We start from the raw sequence: 15,028 nt of genomic DNA on the forward strand, positions 1-15,028 counted from the left end.
GTTAATGAAAATATAGTGTAAAACTAATTATCCTTTGTTACTCATTGCAGAAAGCATACCACCATAAACATTGTTTAAAGAAGCAATGTTTGCAGTCATAGATTGCATTTGGTCTTTTAATTTAGATGCGTTGTCTGCGATTTCTTTATTTGCCTCAGCATTTCTAGAAGCACTTTCTAATTGTACTTTGTACAAACTGTTCAATGATTCCATTTGAGCAGCAGCCATTGACAATTCTTCACTGTATCTTTTAGTTGCAGCAATTCCATCAGCAGCCGGAGATATTCCTTTTGCAGCAGATTCGAAATTTTTGATGCTGTTTCCTAAACTTGCCATCATTTCTCCATCAATTTTAGCTTCTTTCAATAAGTTATCCAATTTTTGCGATAACAAACCTTGAGCTTCAGCTGGATTCTCTTTTTTCAAAGCTACTTTTTTAGTTTCACCACCAGCTAATTCAGGATAAACTAAAGTCCAATCCAATTCATTGTCAACCGGCTCAAAAGCAGATAGCGCAAATATTAATGCTTCAGTAATTAATCCTACAGAAAGCATCAAAGTTCCTGTCAATGGGCCAATAGAGAAGTGAGTAATTTTAAATAATGCACCGATGATTACGATCGCAGCTCCCATACCGTAAGCGAAATTCATTGCTTTTTTACTTAATAATGCCATAATAATAGTTTTTTTTAGTTAATTTAGTTTGTTATGTAATTTGGTTAAATTCAATTTTAATTAGGAAATATTACCTTCCTGTAGTTCCCGTAGTTTGCGTTCCCATGTAATCTTGCACAGTACGGAATCCGATGTAACTTCTTGCAGTATCTGCATATTCAAAATCTCTAGTACTCACTTGCAACATGTATGCTACATCTTTCCAAGATCCTCCACGCAATACTTTACGTTGGTTTTTACTGTCCGGTACATTTGGATTCATAGTAGAAACAAATTCATAAGCACCAGCATCGTAAGATGAATCCGTCCATTCGGCAACGTTTCCAGCCATGTTATACAAGTTGTATCCATTTGGATCATATGATTTCGCCTCAACAGTGTACAAAGCACCATCTGCTGCATAATCTCCACGGTTTGGCTTAAAGTTAGCCATGAAGCATGCTCGGTCATTTTTAGTGTAAGGACCACCCCAAGGATAAGCCGCTGATTGCAAACCTCCTCGAGCTGCATACTCCCATTCCGCTTCAGTAGGTAATCTGAATGAATTTATTAAATTACGTCCCTTTTTTCTCTTAGATTTAATATAAGAATTCTTGAGTAAAGTTCTCCATGAACAAAATGCTTTTGCTTGTTTCCAACTTACACCTACTACAGGATAATCACTGTATGCCTGATGCCAGAAGTAGTCATTATGCATTGGTTCATTGTAGGAATAAGAGAAATCCTTAATCCAAGCTGTTGTATCAGGATAGATTGCAACTGGCTCTGATTTTTTAATAAATCCTTTTCTACCTTTCTTTTGTACCGCTTCATTCAAATTAACTTCCGTGTAACGAAATTTTAATTTACTAACATCAATAGTACGCAAACCATTGTAAGATTCTTCTAATGGTAAATACATAGAATCCATTACTTCACTGTAAAATTCATCAGGATACTTTGAACTATCCGTAATCAATTTAACTTTTTTATTGATTTTTCTACCCGCATACATATCATCTTCTGTACCTACACTATAATAGTTTTCGTACATGTATTTATCGTATGGAGTCATTTTTTCTGGATCAGCATCGTTAAAAGCAAAATCACCAATTCCGCCAGCGCTTTTTCCGCCGCCTCCAGCAGTGCTAGTTTGCCCTTGTTCATCAGCCATGATAGCCAAACGAACACGAATAGTTGAATCTTTAACCCATTCTACAAACTGACGGTATTCCGTATTTGTGATTTCTGTTTCATCCATATAAAATGAACGAACAGTCACCGTTTTTGTAGGTGCGTCTCCAATATTAGCTAAATCGTCGTCAGATTTACCCATAATATAAGAGCCTCCTGGAACTAAAGACATACCAAAAGGTTTTTCTGGGTGCCATTTTTTACCTTTAACTCCAACTAGTTCTCCTTTGTCGCCAGAACTACAGCTAAATATTAATGATGATAATGCTGCAAATGCAATGAACTTCTTCATATAAATTTGGGTTATAAAATATTCTTAATTTTAAGGTCGTAAACCTATTTATTTTTTTTTAGATAAGCAATTTTTTTTAAAACAATTACTTAAAAAAATGTGAAATGTTTTTTATACTTCTCCTATCTTGTAGTTAAAGCACTGTTAAATAACGTTTTTTCGTTGAGTCTTCCACCATCTTTCTGGGATTTCCTGATTAATAGCTCCTAAATAATCTTCATACGAACACGGTAATAACGTGTTTTTCTCTGTTTTAGTATGAGACTGCATCAATTGCGACACTTCAATCCACCATCTTTCAGTCTTATCGCTCTTGTAAAACACTAATTCCTCATTTTCAAGTGGAACAATGTACTTAAAATAATTGTCTTTACTGCTGAACGGAAACTCATTCGAACGGTATTGATAGCCTTCAATAAAATACCAAATTATTTGCGCAATCAAAACAGATTCTTGTTTTGAATTATTGTGATTAAAAACACCAAATAACGAAACTTTATCACTTAAACCCGCATACCGAGATAAAGAACATATTTCTTTACCGTTAAAACCGTTTGGCGTAAAAGTAGTAAAATTACCGGAATTCGATGATTGTATTGATGTTAAATCTACACTTACAATGTCGGCATCTCTGAAAACAGGCTCTGAAATGCTTAGATTACCGGAAACTTCTCCTAATCGATAGCCATCAAAAAACAATTTCTCCATTAAATCTATTTCTTCCTGAGCATTATAGTACGTCTGATAGCCCACTACACTATAATTAAAAAGATTATTTGGTTCTTCGATAATTATTCGAGTCAAGTAAGAAGAAACCATATCAGTTGAATTTTCCTTTCCTAAGTCAAATTTACTGTCAATTGAAACTAAGTTCACCATTTGTTCCAAAACATCGTAAGCGCGGTACATGGCGTATGTCAAATCTTGGCTTCCGCCAATGATAATCGGGATAATTTTCTTTTTAATCAATGAAGCTACAACTGATTTTATTGCAAAATAGGTATCGCTTAACTCCTCTCCTGCCTTAATATCTCCTAGATCTGCAATGCTACTGTTCCAATTTCCAGGATACAAACTGTAGAATTCCTTACGAATTGCTGTTAATTCAACTTCTTCTTTCAAACTAGAGTCACCTCTGTTTTCTAAAACACCAATGATGGCAATTTTAATTTTATCTAAATCTGGAAAATCCGTCGCTGAATGCATCACCACTTTACTTCCCAAATTCTGAGAAGTCAAAGATTCAACAAATTGAATTATTTCGTAGTCTAATGGATGTAAAAAATCAAATTCCATCTCTTATTTCTTTTTTACGGGTGCTTTCTTAGCTGTTGTCTTCTTAGTCGCTGTTGTTTTCTTCGCAGTTGCTTTCTTTGACGCTGTTTTTTTGGCTGGTGCTTTCTTTTCAATCATTTCCTGAACTTCAGCTAATGTTAAAGCAGCTGCATCTACGTCCTTACTCAATTCAATTTTCACCTTGCCTTTAGTAATTACTGAGCGTCCCCAACGTGCTTTTTCAACCTTAATCCCTTCTTCTTCCCAATGATGAAGCACTTTATCAATTTCTTTCTGAATTTTATCTTCAATCAATTCTACAATATCGGATTGTGATAGATTGTCAAAATTGTATTTTTTATTCACATTGATAAACATTCCACTCCATTTCAAGAACGGACCAAAACGACCTACTCCTTTTTGAACAGGCTCTTCCTTATAAGTTGCAATTGGAGCATCCGCTTTTTCTTTCTCGTCTATTAATTCTTGAGCACGAACTAAAGTTACATCCATCGGGTCTTCGCCTTTTGGCAATGAAATAAACATTTTTCCGAAACGTACGTAAGGTCCAAAACGTCCATTATTAACTTCAACTTCTTCTTCTTTATAGATACCTAAATTTTTAGGCAACAAAAACAATTTCAACGCTTCCTCTAATGTGATCGTTCCAATGTTCTGGTCATTCATCAAACTAGCAAATATTTTCTCTTCGTCTTCTGCATTTCCAATTTGAGCCATCGGTCCAAATTTTCCCAATCGAACACTTACCGGCTTTCCAGATTTTGGGTCTGTCCCTAAAATTCGCTCACCCGATTCACGTTCTGCATTTTCTTCAACATCTTTTACATTAGGATGAAATTGATCATAAAACTCTTGCATCATTTTATGCCAATCAACATTTCCTTCCGCAATTTCATCAAAATCTTGTTCTACTTTCGCCGTAAAATTGTAATCTAAAATGCGTTCAAAGTTTTTAACCAAGAAATCAGTTACAATCGTACCAATATCTGTTGGAACTAATTTTCCTTTATCTGAACCAGTATTTTCTGTCAATAGTTTATCAGAAACTTTTCCAGAAGTTAAAGTCAATTGCGTATAGTTTCGTTCTTGCCCTTCCAAAGTTCCTTTTTCAACATAATTTCTGTTGATAATTGTAGAAATTGTTGGAGCATATGTTGACGGTCGTCCAATCCCAAGTTCTTCTAATTTCTTAACTAAAGAAGCCTCCGTATAACGAGCTGGAGCTCTAGTGTAACGTTCCGTAGCTGTAATGTAATTGTTTTGCAGTTTTTCACTAACTTTTAAAGCCGGCAATAAACCTTCTTGTTCTTCGTCATCATCGTCGTTTCCTTCTAAATATACTTTCAAAAACCCTTCAAAAAGCAACACTTCCCCAGTTGCAGCAAAAATTTCGTCGTGGTTATTCGCTTCAATTTTTACGTTCGTTCGTTCTAATTTCGCATCACTCATTTGAGATGCTAGTGTCCGTTTCCAAATCAAATCGTACAATCTCGCTTGGTCACGGTCAATATTCACGGTATGTTGCGACATATCCGTCGGACGAATCGCCTCGTGAGCTTCTTGAGCTCCTTTGCTTTTATTGGTAAACGTTCGCGGATGCGAAAATTCCTTTCCATATGAATGAACAATCTCCGCTTCAGCGGCATTCATCGCGTCTTTCGAAAGATTGACACTATCCGTTCTCATATAAGTAATCAATCCCGCTTCATACAACCGTTGAGCCAATTGCATTGTGATTCCAACAGGTAAATACAATTTACGAGCTGCTTCTTGTTGTAAAGTCGAAGTTGTAAAAGGTGCTGTCGGTGATTTCTTTGTCGGTTTCGTTTCTAAATCCGCTACCTTATATATAGAACTATTATTTTTATTTAAAAAGTCTTCTGCTTCTTTTTTCGTTGAAAAATTCTTAGGCAGTTTTGCTTTGAATGTTTTTCCCGATTCGTTAGCAAATTCTGCAACAATAGAATAAGATGCAACAGCACTAAAGTTCTGAATTTCTCGTTCACGTTCTACAATTAAACGAACCGAAACCGACTGAACACGTCCAGCAGATAATCCTCCTTTAATTTTTCTCCACAAAACAGGTGACAATTCATAACCAACTAATCGGTCTAAAACCCGTCGAGCTTGTTGGGCATTTACCAGATTATAGTCAATTTCTCGTGGGTTCTCAATCGCCTTTAAAATTGCAGTTTTAGTAATTTCGTGAAAAACGATTCGCTTGGTTTTGCTTTTATCTAATTTTAATTCTTCGGCCAAATGCCAAGAAATAGCCTCACCCTCTCGATCCTCATCACTTGCTAACCAGACCATATCGGCTTTTTTGGCAAGACCCTTCAATTTAGTAACTAAAGCCTTTTTATCAGGAGAAACTTCGTATTTAGGTTTGAATTTATTGTCTACATCTACACCAATTTCTTTGGAAGGCAAATCGGCAATATGTCCATAACTGGACTCTACCTGATAATCACTCCCTAGAAATTTCTCTATCGTTTTTGCCTTTGCCGGCGACTCCACAATCACTAAATTCTTTGCCATATTGCTTTTATATCTGTGGCAAAAGTAATTGTTTTTTTTAAAAATCCATTTTATTGTGGGATTTTGTGGAAGATTGGTTCAAAAATGATTTTATCCTTAATTCCATAAAACAACAAGTAGAGACGATATAAAACATGAAATAACAACAATTCAAAAAGCTATAAAATTTCGAATAACTCATTTGAAATTTTACTCTTAAATAAATTATTTATCAACATTTGTGCTCTTTAACCTTTCGTTTTGTGTTTTTCTTTCCTCTAGCATACTCGTAGTTATATGACAAATAGTTCCGCCCAAACTATTGTTTTCTCCAGTCAAGATTCCTCTATTAAATAATGAATGAGCAAAAATCAGCATCGCTTTATCGTCTTCGAAATGCATTAACCAATCTTTATTTATTATTGATTTTGAAATTGAATCCCTATTTGTTTCTTTTTCAAATTTTTCAAATTCTTCAACGCTATACTTATTTAAATCTAAATTATTAATCGCTGAAGTATCTTTAAACTCAAAGTATCGTTCTTTGTTTTCACTCAATAAATTTTGAACTTTTATAATTTCATCAATAGAATAACCTAATTTATATTCTCGATGCAAAGCTCCAGCTAAAAAATTTCCTTTTGTACAAATTTCCCTAGTTTCTTTATTATTAAGATTTTTAATTTTAACAACCGTAAAGTATTGCAATGTACTTTGGTTTTCAATTGCATTCAGATAATTTAAATACATAATTGAATCTAAAGAAGTAGTAAATTCACGACTCCTAACCTTGATGCTTTCACGCTCTGAATCCTTACAAGAAAACAGTATAGACAATAAAAGAATTATAATTAAGAAATTACTTTTCATGATTTTCAGCTTAACTTTAATTTTTGAAAGATTAAATCTTTCTTTCCAAAGTTAAAATATAATTTCAAAACACTTGTCTACTTGCGAAATTTATTGTTAAACTCCGTCTGCCAAGTTGTCACATCTATTTAATTTAATCTATATTTGCAGACGGAAAAATTCCTACTTTTTATGACGATGGAAAAGACAATTGAAGAAAGCAAACAAGGCGAAAGCTTGGCTATTGAAAATAAAGCACAAAATTCAAAGAAATTATTTATTGAAAGTTACGGTTGTGCCATGAATTTCTCGGATAGCGAGGTCGTGGCTTCGATTTTATCAGACAATAATTACAATACCACTACTATTTTAGAAGAAGCGGATTTGGTGTTAATTAATACGTGTTCGATTCGTGATAAAGCCGAACAAACCATCAGAAAACGTCTTGCCAAATACAATGCGGTAAAACGCGACATCAATCCAAAAATGAAAGTCGGCGTTTTAGGTTGCATGGCCGAACGTTTGAAAACCCAATTTTTAGAAGAAGAAAAAATAGTTGACCTTGTTGTAGGTCCCGATGCTTATAAAGATTTACCCAACTTATTGGAAGAAGTGGAAGCTGGAAATGATGCCATCAACGTGATTTTGTCGAAAGACGAAACTTATGGCGATATTTCACCCGTTCGCTTAAACAGCAACGGAATATCCGCTTTTGTTTCAATTACCCGTGGTTGCGATAATATGTGTACTTTTTGCGTAGTTCCTTTTACTCGTGGTCGAGAACGAAGTCGCGAACCAGAAAGTATTATTGCTGAAATCCAAAAACTTTGGGATTCAGGTTACAAAGAAATTACGCTTTTGGGTCAGAATGTAGATAGTTATTTATGGTACGGTGGCGGTTTGAAAAAAGATTTTGCCAACGCCACTGATTTTGCGAAAGCAACAGCCGTAGATTTTGCTCAACTTTTAGAAACAGTTGCTGTTACATTTCCTAAAATGCGTATTCGGTTTTCGACTTCGAATCCGCAAGACATGCACGAACCTGTTTTGCATATTATTGCCAAATACGATAATATTTGCAAGCATATTCATTTACCTGTTCAATCGGGGAGCGACCGCATTTTGAAAGCCATGAATCGTTTGCATACCAGAGAAGAATATTTCACATTAATCAATAAAATTCGTTCTATAATTCCAGATTGTTCCGTAACTCAGGATATGATTGCTGGTTTTCCAACAGAAACCGAACAAGACCATCAAGACACGATGAGTTTGATGGAACATGTAAAATATAGTTTTGGATATATGTATTCGTATTCGGAACGACCAGGAACAATGGCGGGAAGGAAAATGGAAGACGATGTTCCTGAACCAACAAAAGCAAGACGTTTGCAGGAAATTGTTGATTTACAAAGACAACACAGTGCTTTTAGAACACAAGAATTTCTAGGTAAAACGGTGGAAGTTTTAATCGAAAAAGAATCAAAACGTTCGGATAAAGAATGGGCGGCTCGAAATTCCCAAAGTATAATGGTGGTTTTTCCAAAAGAACATTATAAAGAAGGCGATTTTGTAAACGTAAAAATTACAGATTGCACGAGTGGAACTTTGAAAGGTATTGCAGTAGACTATTCGGAGATGAATTAAGAAAGTTTAAAGTTTAAGGTTTAAAGTTTTGAGGCATCTCGAAAACTTTAAACCTTAAACAAAGACAACTTTAAACAAAAATATATGGAATCAGTTCAAGCTATAAAACAACGATTTGAAATTATTGGAAATAATCCAAAGCTCAATCGTGCTATTGAAAAAGCAATTCAAGTAGCTCCAACCGACATTTCTGTTTTGGTTGTGGGAGAAAGTGGTGTTGGAAAGGAAAGTATTCCAAAAATAATCCATTCGCTTTCGCATAGAAAACACGGAAAATACATCGCAGTTAACTGTGGAGCTATTCCAGAAGGAACCATTGATAGTGAACTTTTTGGACATGAAAAAGGCGCTTTTACTGGAGCAACTTCCACACGTGAAGGTTACTTTGAAGTAGCAAGTGGCGGAACAATTTTCTTGGATGAAGTTGGTGAATTGCCTTTAACTACCCAAGTGCGATTACTCCGGGTTTTAGAAAATGGCGAATTTATTAAAGTAGGGTCCTCTCAAGTTCAAAAAACAGATGTAAGAATTGTTGCTGCAACAAACGTAAATATGTTTGATGCGATTGAAAAAGGAAAATTTCGAGAAGATTTATATTATCGTTTAAGTACGGTAGACATTCCTCTTCCGCCTCTTCGCGACCGAAAAGAAGACATTCATTTATTGTTCAGAAAATTCTCTTCTGATTTCGCTCATAAATATAAAATGCCTTCGATAAAACTGGACGAACAAGCGGTTCAATTATTGTTGCAATTTCGCTGGAGCGGGAACATTCGCCAACTTCGGAATGTAGCCGAACAAATATCCGTTTTAGAAACCACTCGGGAAATTAATATCGCTACATTAAAATCCTATTTACCTTCTGAAGGCTCAAATTTACCTTCGGTTATAAAAGATAAAAAAAGCGATTCTGATTTTGGTACCGAAAGAGAAATCCTATACAAAGTGCTTTTTGACATGAAAAGCGACCTCAATGATTTGAAAAAATTAACGATGGAACTAATGGAAAGTGGAAATAGTAATATTCAAGAAAAGAATAAAAATTTGATTCAGAAAATTTACGGTTCCAACCAAGAAGAAAATGAGATTGATTTTGAAGATCAAAATGAAATGTCGGTAATTCCAATGGCAAAAAGTACGCAATCTTCTGCCACTAATTATGAAGATCCAGAAGACAATTATCTATTTGCAGAAACCGTTGAAGAGGAAGAAGTGTTAAAATTAGAGCAGAAAGAAATTGAGATGATAAAGAAATCATTAGAAAAAAATAAAGGAAAACGTAAAGCAGCAGCTGACGAACTGGGAATTTCTGAAAGAACTTTGTATAGAAAAATAAAACAATTCGATTTGTAGTATATTTGAATTTTAAAAATGAAAATGAAAAAATTAAAACATATCGCTTGCCTACTTTTGATTGTAACGACTTTCAATAGTTGTTCCGTTTATAATTTTACAGGAACGGGAAAGATTGACGCCAAGACCTTTCAAGTTAATTATTTTCAAAATACCGCTGAATTAATTGAACCTGGAATTGATCGAACGTTTACGTTACGTTTGCAAGATTTAATTCAGAATCAAACGAATTTAAGTTTGACGAATTCTGGAGGAGATTTAGTTTACGAAGGTGAAATTACCGACTATAGAATCTCGCCAATGACGGCTACAGCGGATCAACGTGCCGCTCAAAACCGATTGACAATACGTGTAAAAGTGCAATTTACAAATAGAAAAAAAGAAGCTGATGATTTCGAAAAAAGTTTTTCGTTTTTCTATGATTTTCCAGGAACCAATTTGCCAACTGGAGCACAACTAACTACTGCTTTAGATGTAATTTTTGAACGAATTACGCAAGATATTTTCAATGAATCATTAGCGAAGTGGTAATCATTCATTCCTAAAAACAACATCTTTGAATACGTACGAATTTACTTATTTGCTCAACAAACCGAATGCTATCAAAGATAAGCATACCGTTGGCTTGGAGAAAATTGTCAACGAATTTCCGTTTTTTCAAAGTGCTCGAGCATTACTTTTAAAAGGTTTATACAATCAGGAAAGTTTTCAATACAATCCCGCTTTACGGAAAACGGCAGCATACACTACTGACAGAAGTGTCCTTTTTGATTTTATTACCAGTGGAAATTTTGCATCCGTACAAAAGCTCTTTATTGAAGAAAAAGAGGCGTTTATTAATGAAATAAAGGTCAACGATATTGAAATTGTACGTGTAACTCCCCAAATAATTGAAAACAAAGTTGAAATTTCTCCTTTAGAACAATCGATTGCGAATTCCATCAAAAAAGCGGAAGTAGTTGAACAGATTGAAAATTTTGAGAAAGTAGAAAATAAGGAAGAAAAAATCGCTGCAGTTTCAGAGAAATTAAACATTGGTAAACCACTCGATTTTTCAAAAGAAGAAAAACATTCGTTCCAAGAATGGTTGCAGTTGGCTAATTTCACTCCCATTGAACGCGAAAAAAAGGAGTCAAACGACGAAATCACACCGATATCGAAACCAATTGACCCAATTAAAGAGAAAAAGACGGCATTAATTAACCGTTTTATCGAAAATAATCCCAAAATTTCACCGGTTAAAGACGCGCCTAAAATCGCCTATATTCCGGAACAAAGTCAGGACAATTCGTACCTGATGACCGAAACCTTAGCCAAAGTTTATTTGGAACAGAAAAAATATCAAAAAGCAATTCAAGCTTATGATATATTAATTTTGAAATATCCAGAAAAAAGTACTTTCTTTGCAAACCGTATTTCGGATATTAAAGTTTTACAACAAAATAACAATTAATTAGATAATCATGTTTTCAATTTTTTTAGTATTAATAGTAATCGTTTGTTTTTTATTAATCGTAGTAATTATGGTTCAAAATCCTAAAGGTGGTGGATTATCATCAACATTGGGTGGTTCACAACAAATGGGGGGTGTTCAAAAAACAACTGACTTTTTAGATAAAAGTACGTGGACACTTGGTATTCTTTTAATTGTATTAATTATGTTCTCAAGCTTGAGTTTTAATTCAGGAAATAGCGATATAAAAATTCTTGACGACAAACAAATAGCTCCTGCAAAAACAGAAGTTCCAGCTCCTGCAACACCAGCTGCGGAAGTTCCTGCAAAATAATTATCGAATAAAATATATTAAAATGCCAGCTTGTCAAAGCTGGCATTTTTTTTAGGCAAAAATGACAGTTTTAGTCCATTGGCACAATTTCTGAAACACTCTAAACAACAAATTAATAATTAAAACTAAATATATAGTATTATGGCATTAAACATTAAACCACTTTCTGACCGCGTTTTAATTGAACCGGTTGCTGCAGAAACAAAAACAGCGTCTGGTATTTTTATTCCTGATACCGCAAAAGAAAAACCACAGAAAGGTACGGTTGTAGCTGTTGGAAATGGAACAAAAGACCACACAATGACCGTGAAAATTGGAGATACTGTTTTATACGGAAAATACGCAGGAACAGAATTAAAATTAGAAGGAACAGATTATTTGATTATGCGTGAGGATGATATTCTTGCAATAATCTAAGAAGTATTAAGTAGAGAGTATTAAGTAGTAAGACTTTCGGAACTTGAAACATATAAAACTTTAAACAAAAATTGAAATGGCAAAAGATATAAAATTTGATATTGAAGCACGTGACGGATTGAAACGTGGTGTTGACGCATTGGCAAATGCAGTAAAAGTAACTTTAGGACCAAAAGGTCGAAATGTAATAATTGGGAAATCATTTGGTGGACCAACTGTTACTAAAGACGGAGTTACAGTTGCAAAAGAAATCGAATTAAAAGATCCTTTAGAAAATATGGGAGCTCAAATGGTTAAAGAAGTGGCGTCAAAAACCAATGATTTAGCTGGAGATGGAACTACAACTGCTACGGTTTTAGCGCAAGCGATTGTAAAAGAAGGTTTGAAAAACGTAGCTGCTGGAGCAAATCCAATGGATTTAAAAAGAGGAATTGACAAAGCAGTTGAAGCGATTGTTAAGAACTTAGCTTCACAAGCACAAGTGGTAGGAAGCGATTCTGATAAAATCAAACAAATTGCGTCTATTTCTGCAAATAACGATGATGTAGTTGGAGAATTAATTGCAAATGCTTTCGCAAAAGTTGGAAGAGAAGGTGTAATTACTGTTGAAGAAGCTAAAGGAACGGAAACGTATGTGGATGTTGTGGAAGGAATGCAATTTGACCGTGGGTATCTTTCTCCCTATTTTGTTACCAATCCTGAAAAGATGGAAACTGAATTAGAAAGTCCTTACATTTTATTGTATGATAAAAAAGTTTCTTCTTTGAAAGAATTACTTCCTGTTTTAGAGCCAGTAGCTCAATCCGGAAAACCATTATTAATTATTGCTGAAGATGTAGACGGAGAAGCTTTATCCACTTTAGTTGTGAATAAATTACGCGGTGCCTTGAAAATCGCTGCTGTAAAAGCACCTGGTTTTGGAGACAGAAGAAAAGCAATGTTAGAAGATATCGCAATCTTAACGGGTGGAACAGTAATTTCCGAAGAAAGAGGTTACACGTTGGAAAACACAACACTTGAAATGTTGGGTTCTGCAAAAAGAGTAACTATCGACAAAGACAATACTACAATTGTAAGTGGTGCTGGTGAAGCCGACATGATTAAAAATCGGGTGAACCAAATCAAAGGTCAAATGGAAACTACGACTTCTGAATATGATAAAGAAAAATTGCAAGAACGTTTGGCTAAATTAGCTGGTGGTGTTGCTGTTCTTTATGTTGGAGCTGCTTCTGAAGTAGAAATGAAAGAGAAAAAAGACAGAGTTGACGATGCATTACATGCCACTCGTGCAGCTGTTGAAGAAGGAATTGTAGCTGGTGGAGGTGTTGCCTTATTAAGAGCTAAAATTGCATTAAAAGACATCAAAACTGAAAATGCGGATGAAGCAACAGGAATTCAAATTGTAGCTCGAGCAATTGAGTCGCCTTTGAGAACTATTGTTGAAAATGCTGGCTTAGAAGGCTCAGTAGTTGTGGCAAAAGTTTCGGAAGGCGAAGGGAATTACGGTTACAATGCTAAAACAGACGAATATGTGGATATGTTATTGGCTGGGATCATCGACCCTAAAAAAGTAACGCGTGTAGCATTAGAAAATGCAGCATCGGTTTCAGGAATGATTTTGACTACTGAATGTGCTTTGATAGATATTAAAGAAGAAGGTGGAGCTAGCCCAATGGGTGGCGGAATGCCAGGTATGATGTAATTCACAAATTACCTTAAATAATAAAATCCGAAGTACTAACTTCGGATTTTTTTTTATTTTTTGAAGTTGAAACATAAATTAACCCTCAAAAAATAGAGAAAATTCAGTTTTTTAATTTATTCTATTTCTTCAACTTTTGTTTTCTTACTGAACTTAATAATTACGGGTATAATTGTAATAACTACTAAAATAATAACGATTAATTCAATGTGTTGTTTTAAATTGATATCGTACTTTTCTAGAAGAAAACCGTACAAATAATGTCCTGCAAAAATCAAACTGAAGGACCATAATATAGAACTAACAATATTATAAAGCATAAATTTTTTCTTTTCCATCATTACAATTCCCGCAACAATTGGAGCAAAAGTCCTAAAAATAGGTAAGAAACGTGCTAAAATAATCGCTCTACCACCATGCTTTTCGAAGAAATCTTTCGACTGAACTAGATATTTTTTCTTAAACCAAAACGTGTCTTGTTTGTTATAAAGATAATATCCACTTTTTGAACCGAACCAATAGCCAACCATATTTCCTAAAATTCCAGCTACAGCGACCATCGTTGCCAAAAGTACCACATTCATCAAATCACTATCAATGAACGTAAAGTTTTCAATCAATTCGCGGCTGTAAATTCCTGATAAAAAAAGCAAACTATCTCCTGGAAGAAAAAAACCAGCAAATAAACCAGTTTCTGCAAAAACAATAAAAAGCACAAGCCAAAGTCCAACCTTAATTCCACTAATACTGAACTCTATATAAAAAAGAGGATCAATCAGGTTTTTCCAATCAAATTCGTTCATTATTTTTGTGTTAAATTGAGTGTGTGAAAGTAGTAATTATTTAGCTTAACGCCAATCTTATTCCCATACATTTAAGTTTTTTTTAGGAAGAAACTCGACCGACTTATCTAAGAATTTAAACAAAAAAAACCGAGAAAATTCTCGGTTTAAATTTCTTATTTTCTATCGTACTTACAACATTCATGGAGCTTTTCATAATCCACATTTGAGGCTGTCTCATGTTTGGTATCGTGACCTGCTTTTACAACTGCTTTTTCAATCGCTTCTGTTGTGGATTTTTGTTCGTTTAAAAGCACAACTAATTCCTGACTTTCCGGAGTCCAAACTGCCGATTTAACTCCTTTAACGGAGTAAGCCGCTTTTTCAATCCGTTTTTTACACATTTCGCAATTTCCCTTAACAGCGATTTCGCGTTTTGCATTCTTATCTTTCTTCTCTTGTGCTTGTGTTGAAAATCCCATGATGGAAATCAAAAGCACGAACAGTATCTTTTTCATAATTAATTGTTTCATAAATT

At 34.6% G+C, this 15,028-nt stretch carries 14 protein-coding genes; 7 read left to right on the forward strand and 7 right to left on the reverse strand.

The window, feature by feature from the left end; translation table 11 throughout:
- Positions 1-27 precede the first annotated feature (27 nt).
- The 5 genes from gldL to ACQ5J2_RS01700 all read right to left on the reverse strand — a co-directional run bounded on the left by gldL (position 28) and on the right by ACQ5J2_RS01700 (position 6,823).
- Entirely contained in the window at positions 28-675 is a 648-nt protein-coding gene (gene gldL, locus ACQ5J2_RS01680) for a gliding motility protein GldL (protein WP_432671959.1), read from the reverse strand.
- A 70-nt stretch (positions 676-745) separates the two neighbouring features.
- Complete coding sequence (gldK, locus tag ACQ5J2_RS01685) at positions 746-2,140, reverse strand: gliding motility lipoprotein GldK (RefSeq protein ID WP_432671960.1); 1,395 nt, start codon at positions 2,138-2,140, stop codon at positions 746-748.
- Positions 2,141-2,284: 144 nt separating this feature from the next.
- On the reverse strand, positions 2,285-3,436 hold the full coding sequence (locus ACQ5J2_RS01690) for a formimidoylglutamase (RefSeq protein ID WP_432671961.1): 1,152 nt from the start codon (positions 3,434-3,436) through the stop codon (positions 2,285-2,287).
- Positions 3,437-3,439: 3 nt separating this feature from the next.
- Positions 3,440-5,974, reverse strand: a complete 2,535-nt coding sequence (topA, locus tag ACQ5J2_RS01695) for a type I DNA topoisomerase (protein WP_432671962.1) — start codon at positions 5,972-5,974, stop codon at positions 3,440-3,442.
- A gap of 204 nt (positions 5,975-6,178) precedes the next feature.
- On the reverse strand, positions 6,179-6,823 hold the full coding sequence (locus ACQ5J2_RS01700; protein WP_432671963.1) for a hypothetical protein: 645 nt from the start codon (positions 6,821-6,823) through the stop codon (positions 6,179-6,181).
- A gap of 177 nt (positions 6,824-7,000) precedes the next feature.
- On the opposite strand from ACQ5J2_RS01700, the gene miaB reads away from it, so the two are divergent.
- From miaB to groL, 7 genes are all read left to right on the forward strand, one after another.
- Positions 7,001-8,449 (forward strand): tRNA (N6-isopentenyl adenosine(37)-C2)-methylthiotransferase MiaB, encoded by a 1,449-nt coding sequence (miaB, locus tag ACQ5J2_RS01705; protein ID WP_432671964.1) that lies wholly within the window; start codon positions 7,001-7,003, stop codon positions 8,447-8,449.
- A gap of 84 nt (positions 8,450-8,533) precedes the next feature.
- A complete protein-coding gene (locus ACQ5J2_RS01710) occupies positions 8,534-9,802 on the forward strand; it encodes a sigma-54 interaction domain-containing protein (protein ID WP_432671965.1) in 1,269 nt (422 codons plus the stop codon).
- Between the two features lie 24 nt (positions 9,803-9,826).
- Complete coding sequence (locus ACQ5J2_RS01715) at positions 9,827-10,333, forward strand: LptE family protein (protein ID WP_432671966.1); 507 nt, start codon at positions 9,827-9,829, stop codon at positions 10,331-10,333.
- Between the two features lie 25 nt (positions 10,334-10,358).
- Positions 10,359-11,255: a tetratricopeptide repeat protein gene (locus ACQ5J2_RS01720; RefSeq protein ID WP_432671967.1), complete on the forward strand. Its 897-nt coding sequence runs from the start codon at positions 10,359-10,361 to the stop codon at positions 11,253-11,255.
- Positions 11,256-11,259: 4 nt separating this feature from the next.
- Positions 11,260-11,589 carry a preprotein translocase subunit SecG gene (gene secG / locus ACQ5J2_RS01725; RefSeq protein ID WP_432673339.1) on the forward strand — a complete coding sequence of 110 codons (330 nt, stop codon included), beginning with the start codon at positions 11,260-11,262 and terminating at the stop codon, positions 11,587-11,589.
- Positions 11,590-11,730: 141 nt separating this feature from the next.
- Positions 11,731-12,006, forward strand: coding sequence for a co-chaperone GroES (locus tag ACQ5J2_RS01730; protein WP_073241214.1), 276 nt, complete (start codon positions 11,731-11,733; stop codon positions 12,004-12,006).
- Positions 12,007-12,082: 76 nt separating this feature from the next.
- A complete protein-coding gene (gene groL / locus ACQ5J2_RS01735; RefSeq protein WP_432671968.1) occupies positions 12,083-13,708 on the forward strand; it encodes a chaperonin GroEL in 1,626 nt (541 codons plus the stop codon).
- A 116-nt stretch (positions 13,709-13,824) separates the two neighbouring features.
- Here the strand turns inward: groL and ACQ5J2_RS01740 are convergent, their stop codons facing one another.
- Complete coding sequence (locus ACQ5J2_RS01740; RefSeq protein WP_432671969.1) at positions 13,825-14,511, reverse strand: DedA family protein; 687 nt, start codon at positions 14,509-14,511, stop codon at positions 13,825-13,827.
- Between the two features lie 155 nt (positions 14,512-14,666).
- The gene (locus ACQ5J2_RS01745) at positions 14,667-15,023 is read right to left on the reverse strand and encodes a heavy-metal-associated domain-containing protein (RefSeq protein ID WP_432671970.1); all 357 of its coding nucleotides are present in this window, start codon (positions 15,021-15,023) and stop codon (positions 14,667-14,669) included.
- Between the last annotated feature and the right edge of the window lie 5 nt (positions 15,024-15,028).

It is taken from the genome of Flavobacterium sp. SM2513, assembly GCF_050908145.1.
Classification (GTDB): domain Bacteria; phylum Bacteroidota; class Bacteroidia; order Flavobacteriales; family Flavobacteriaceae; genus Flavobacterium.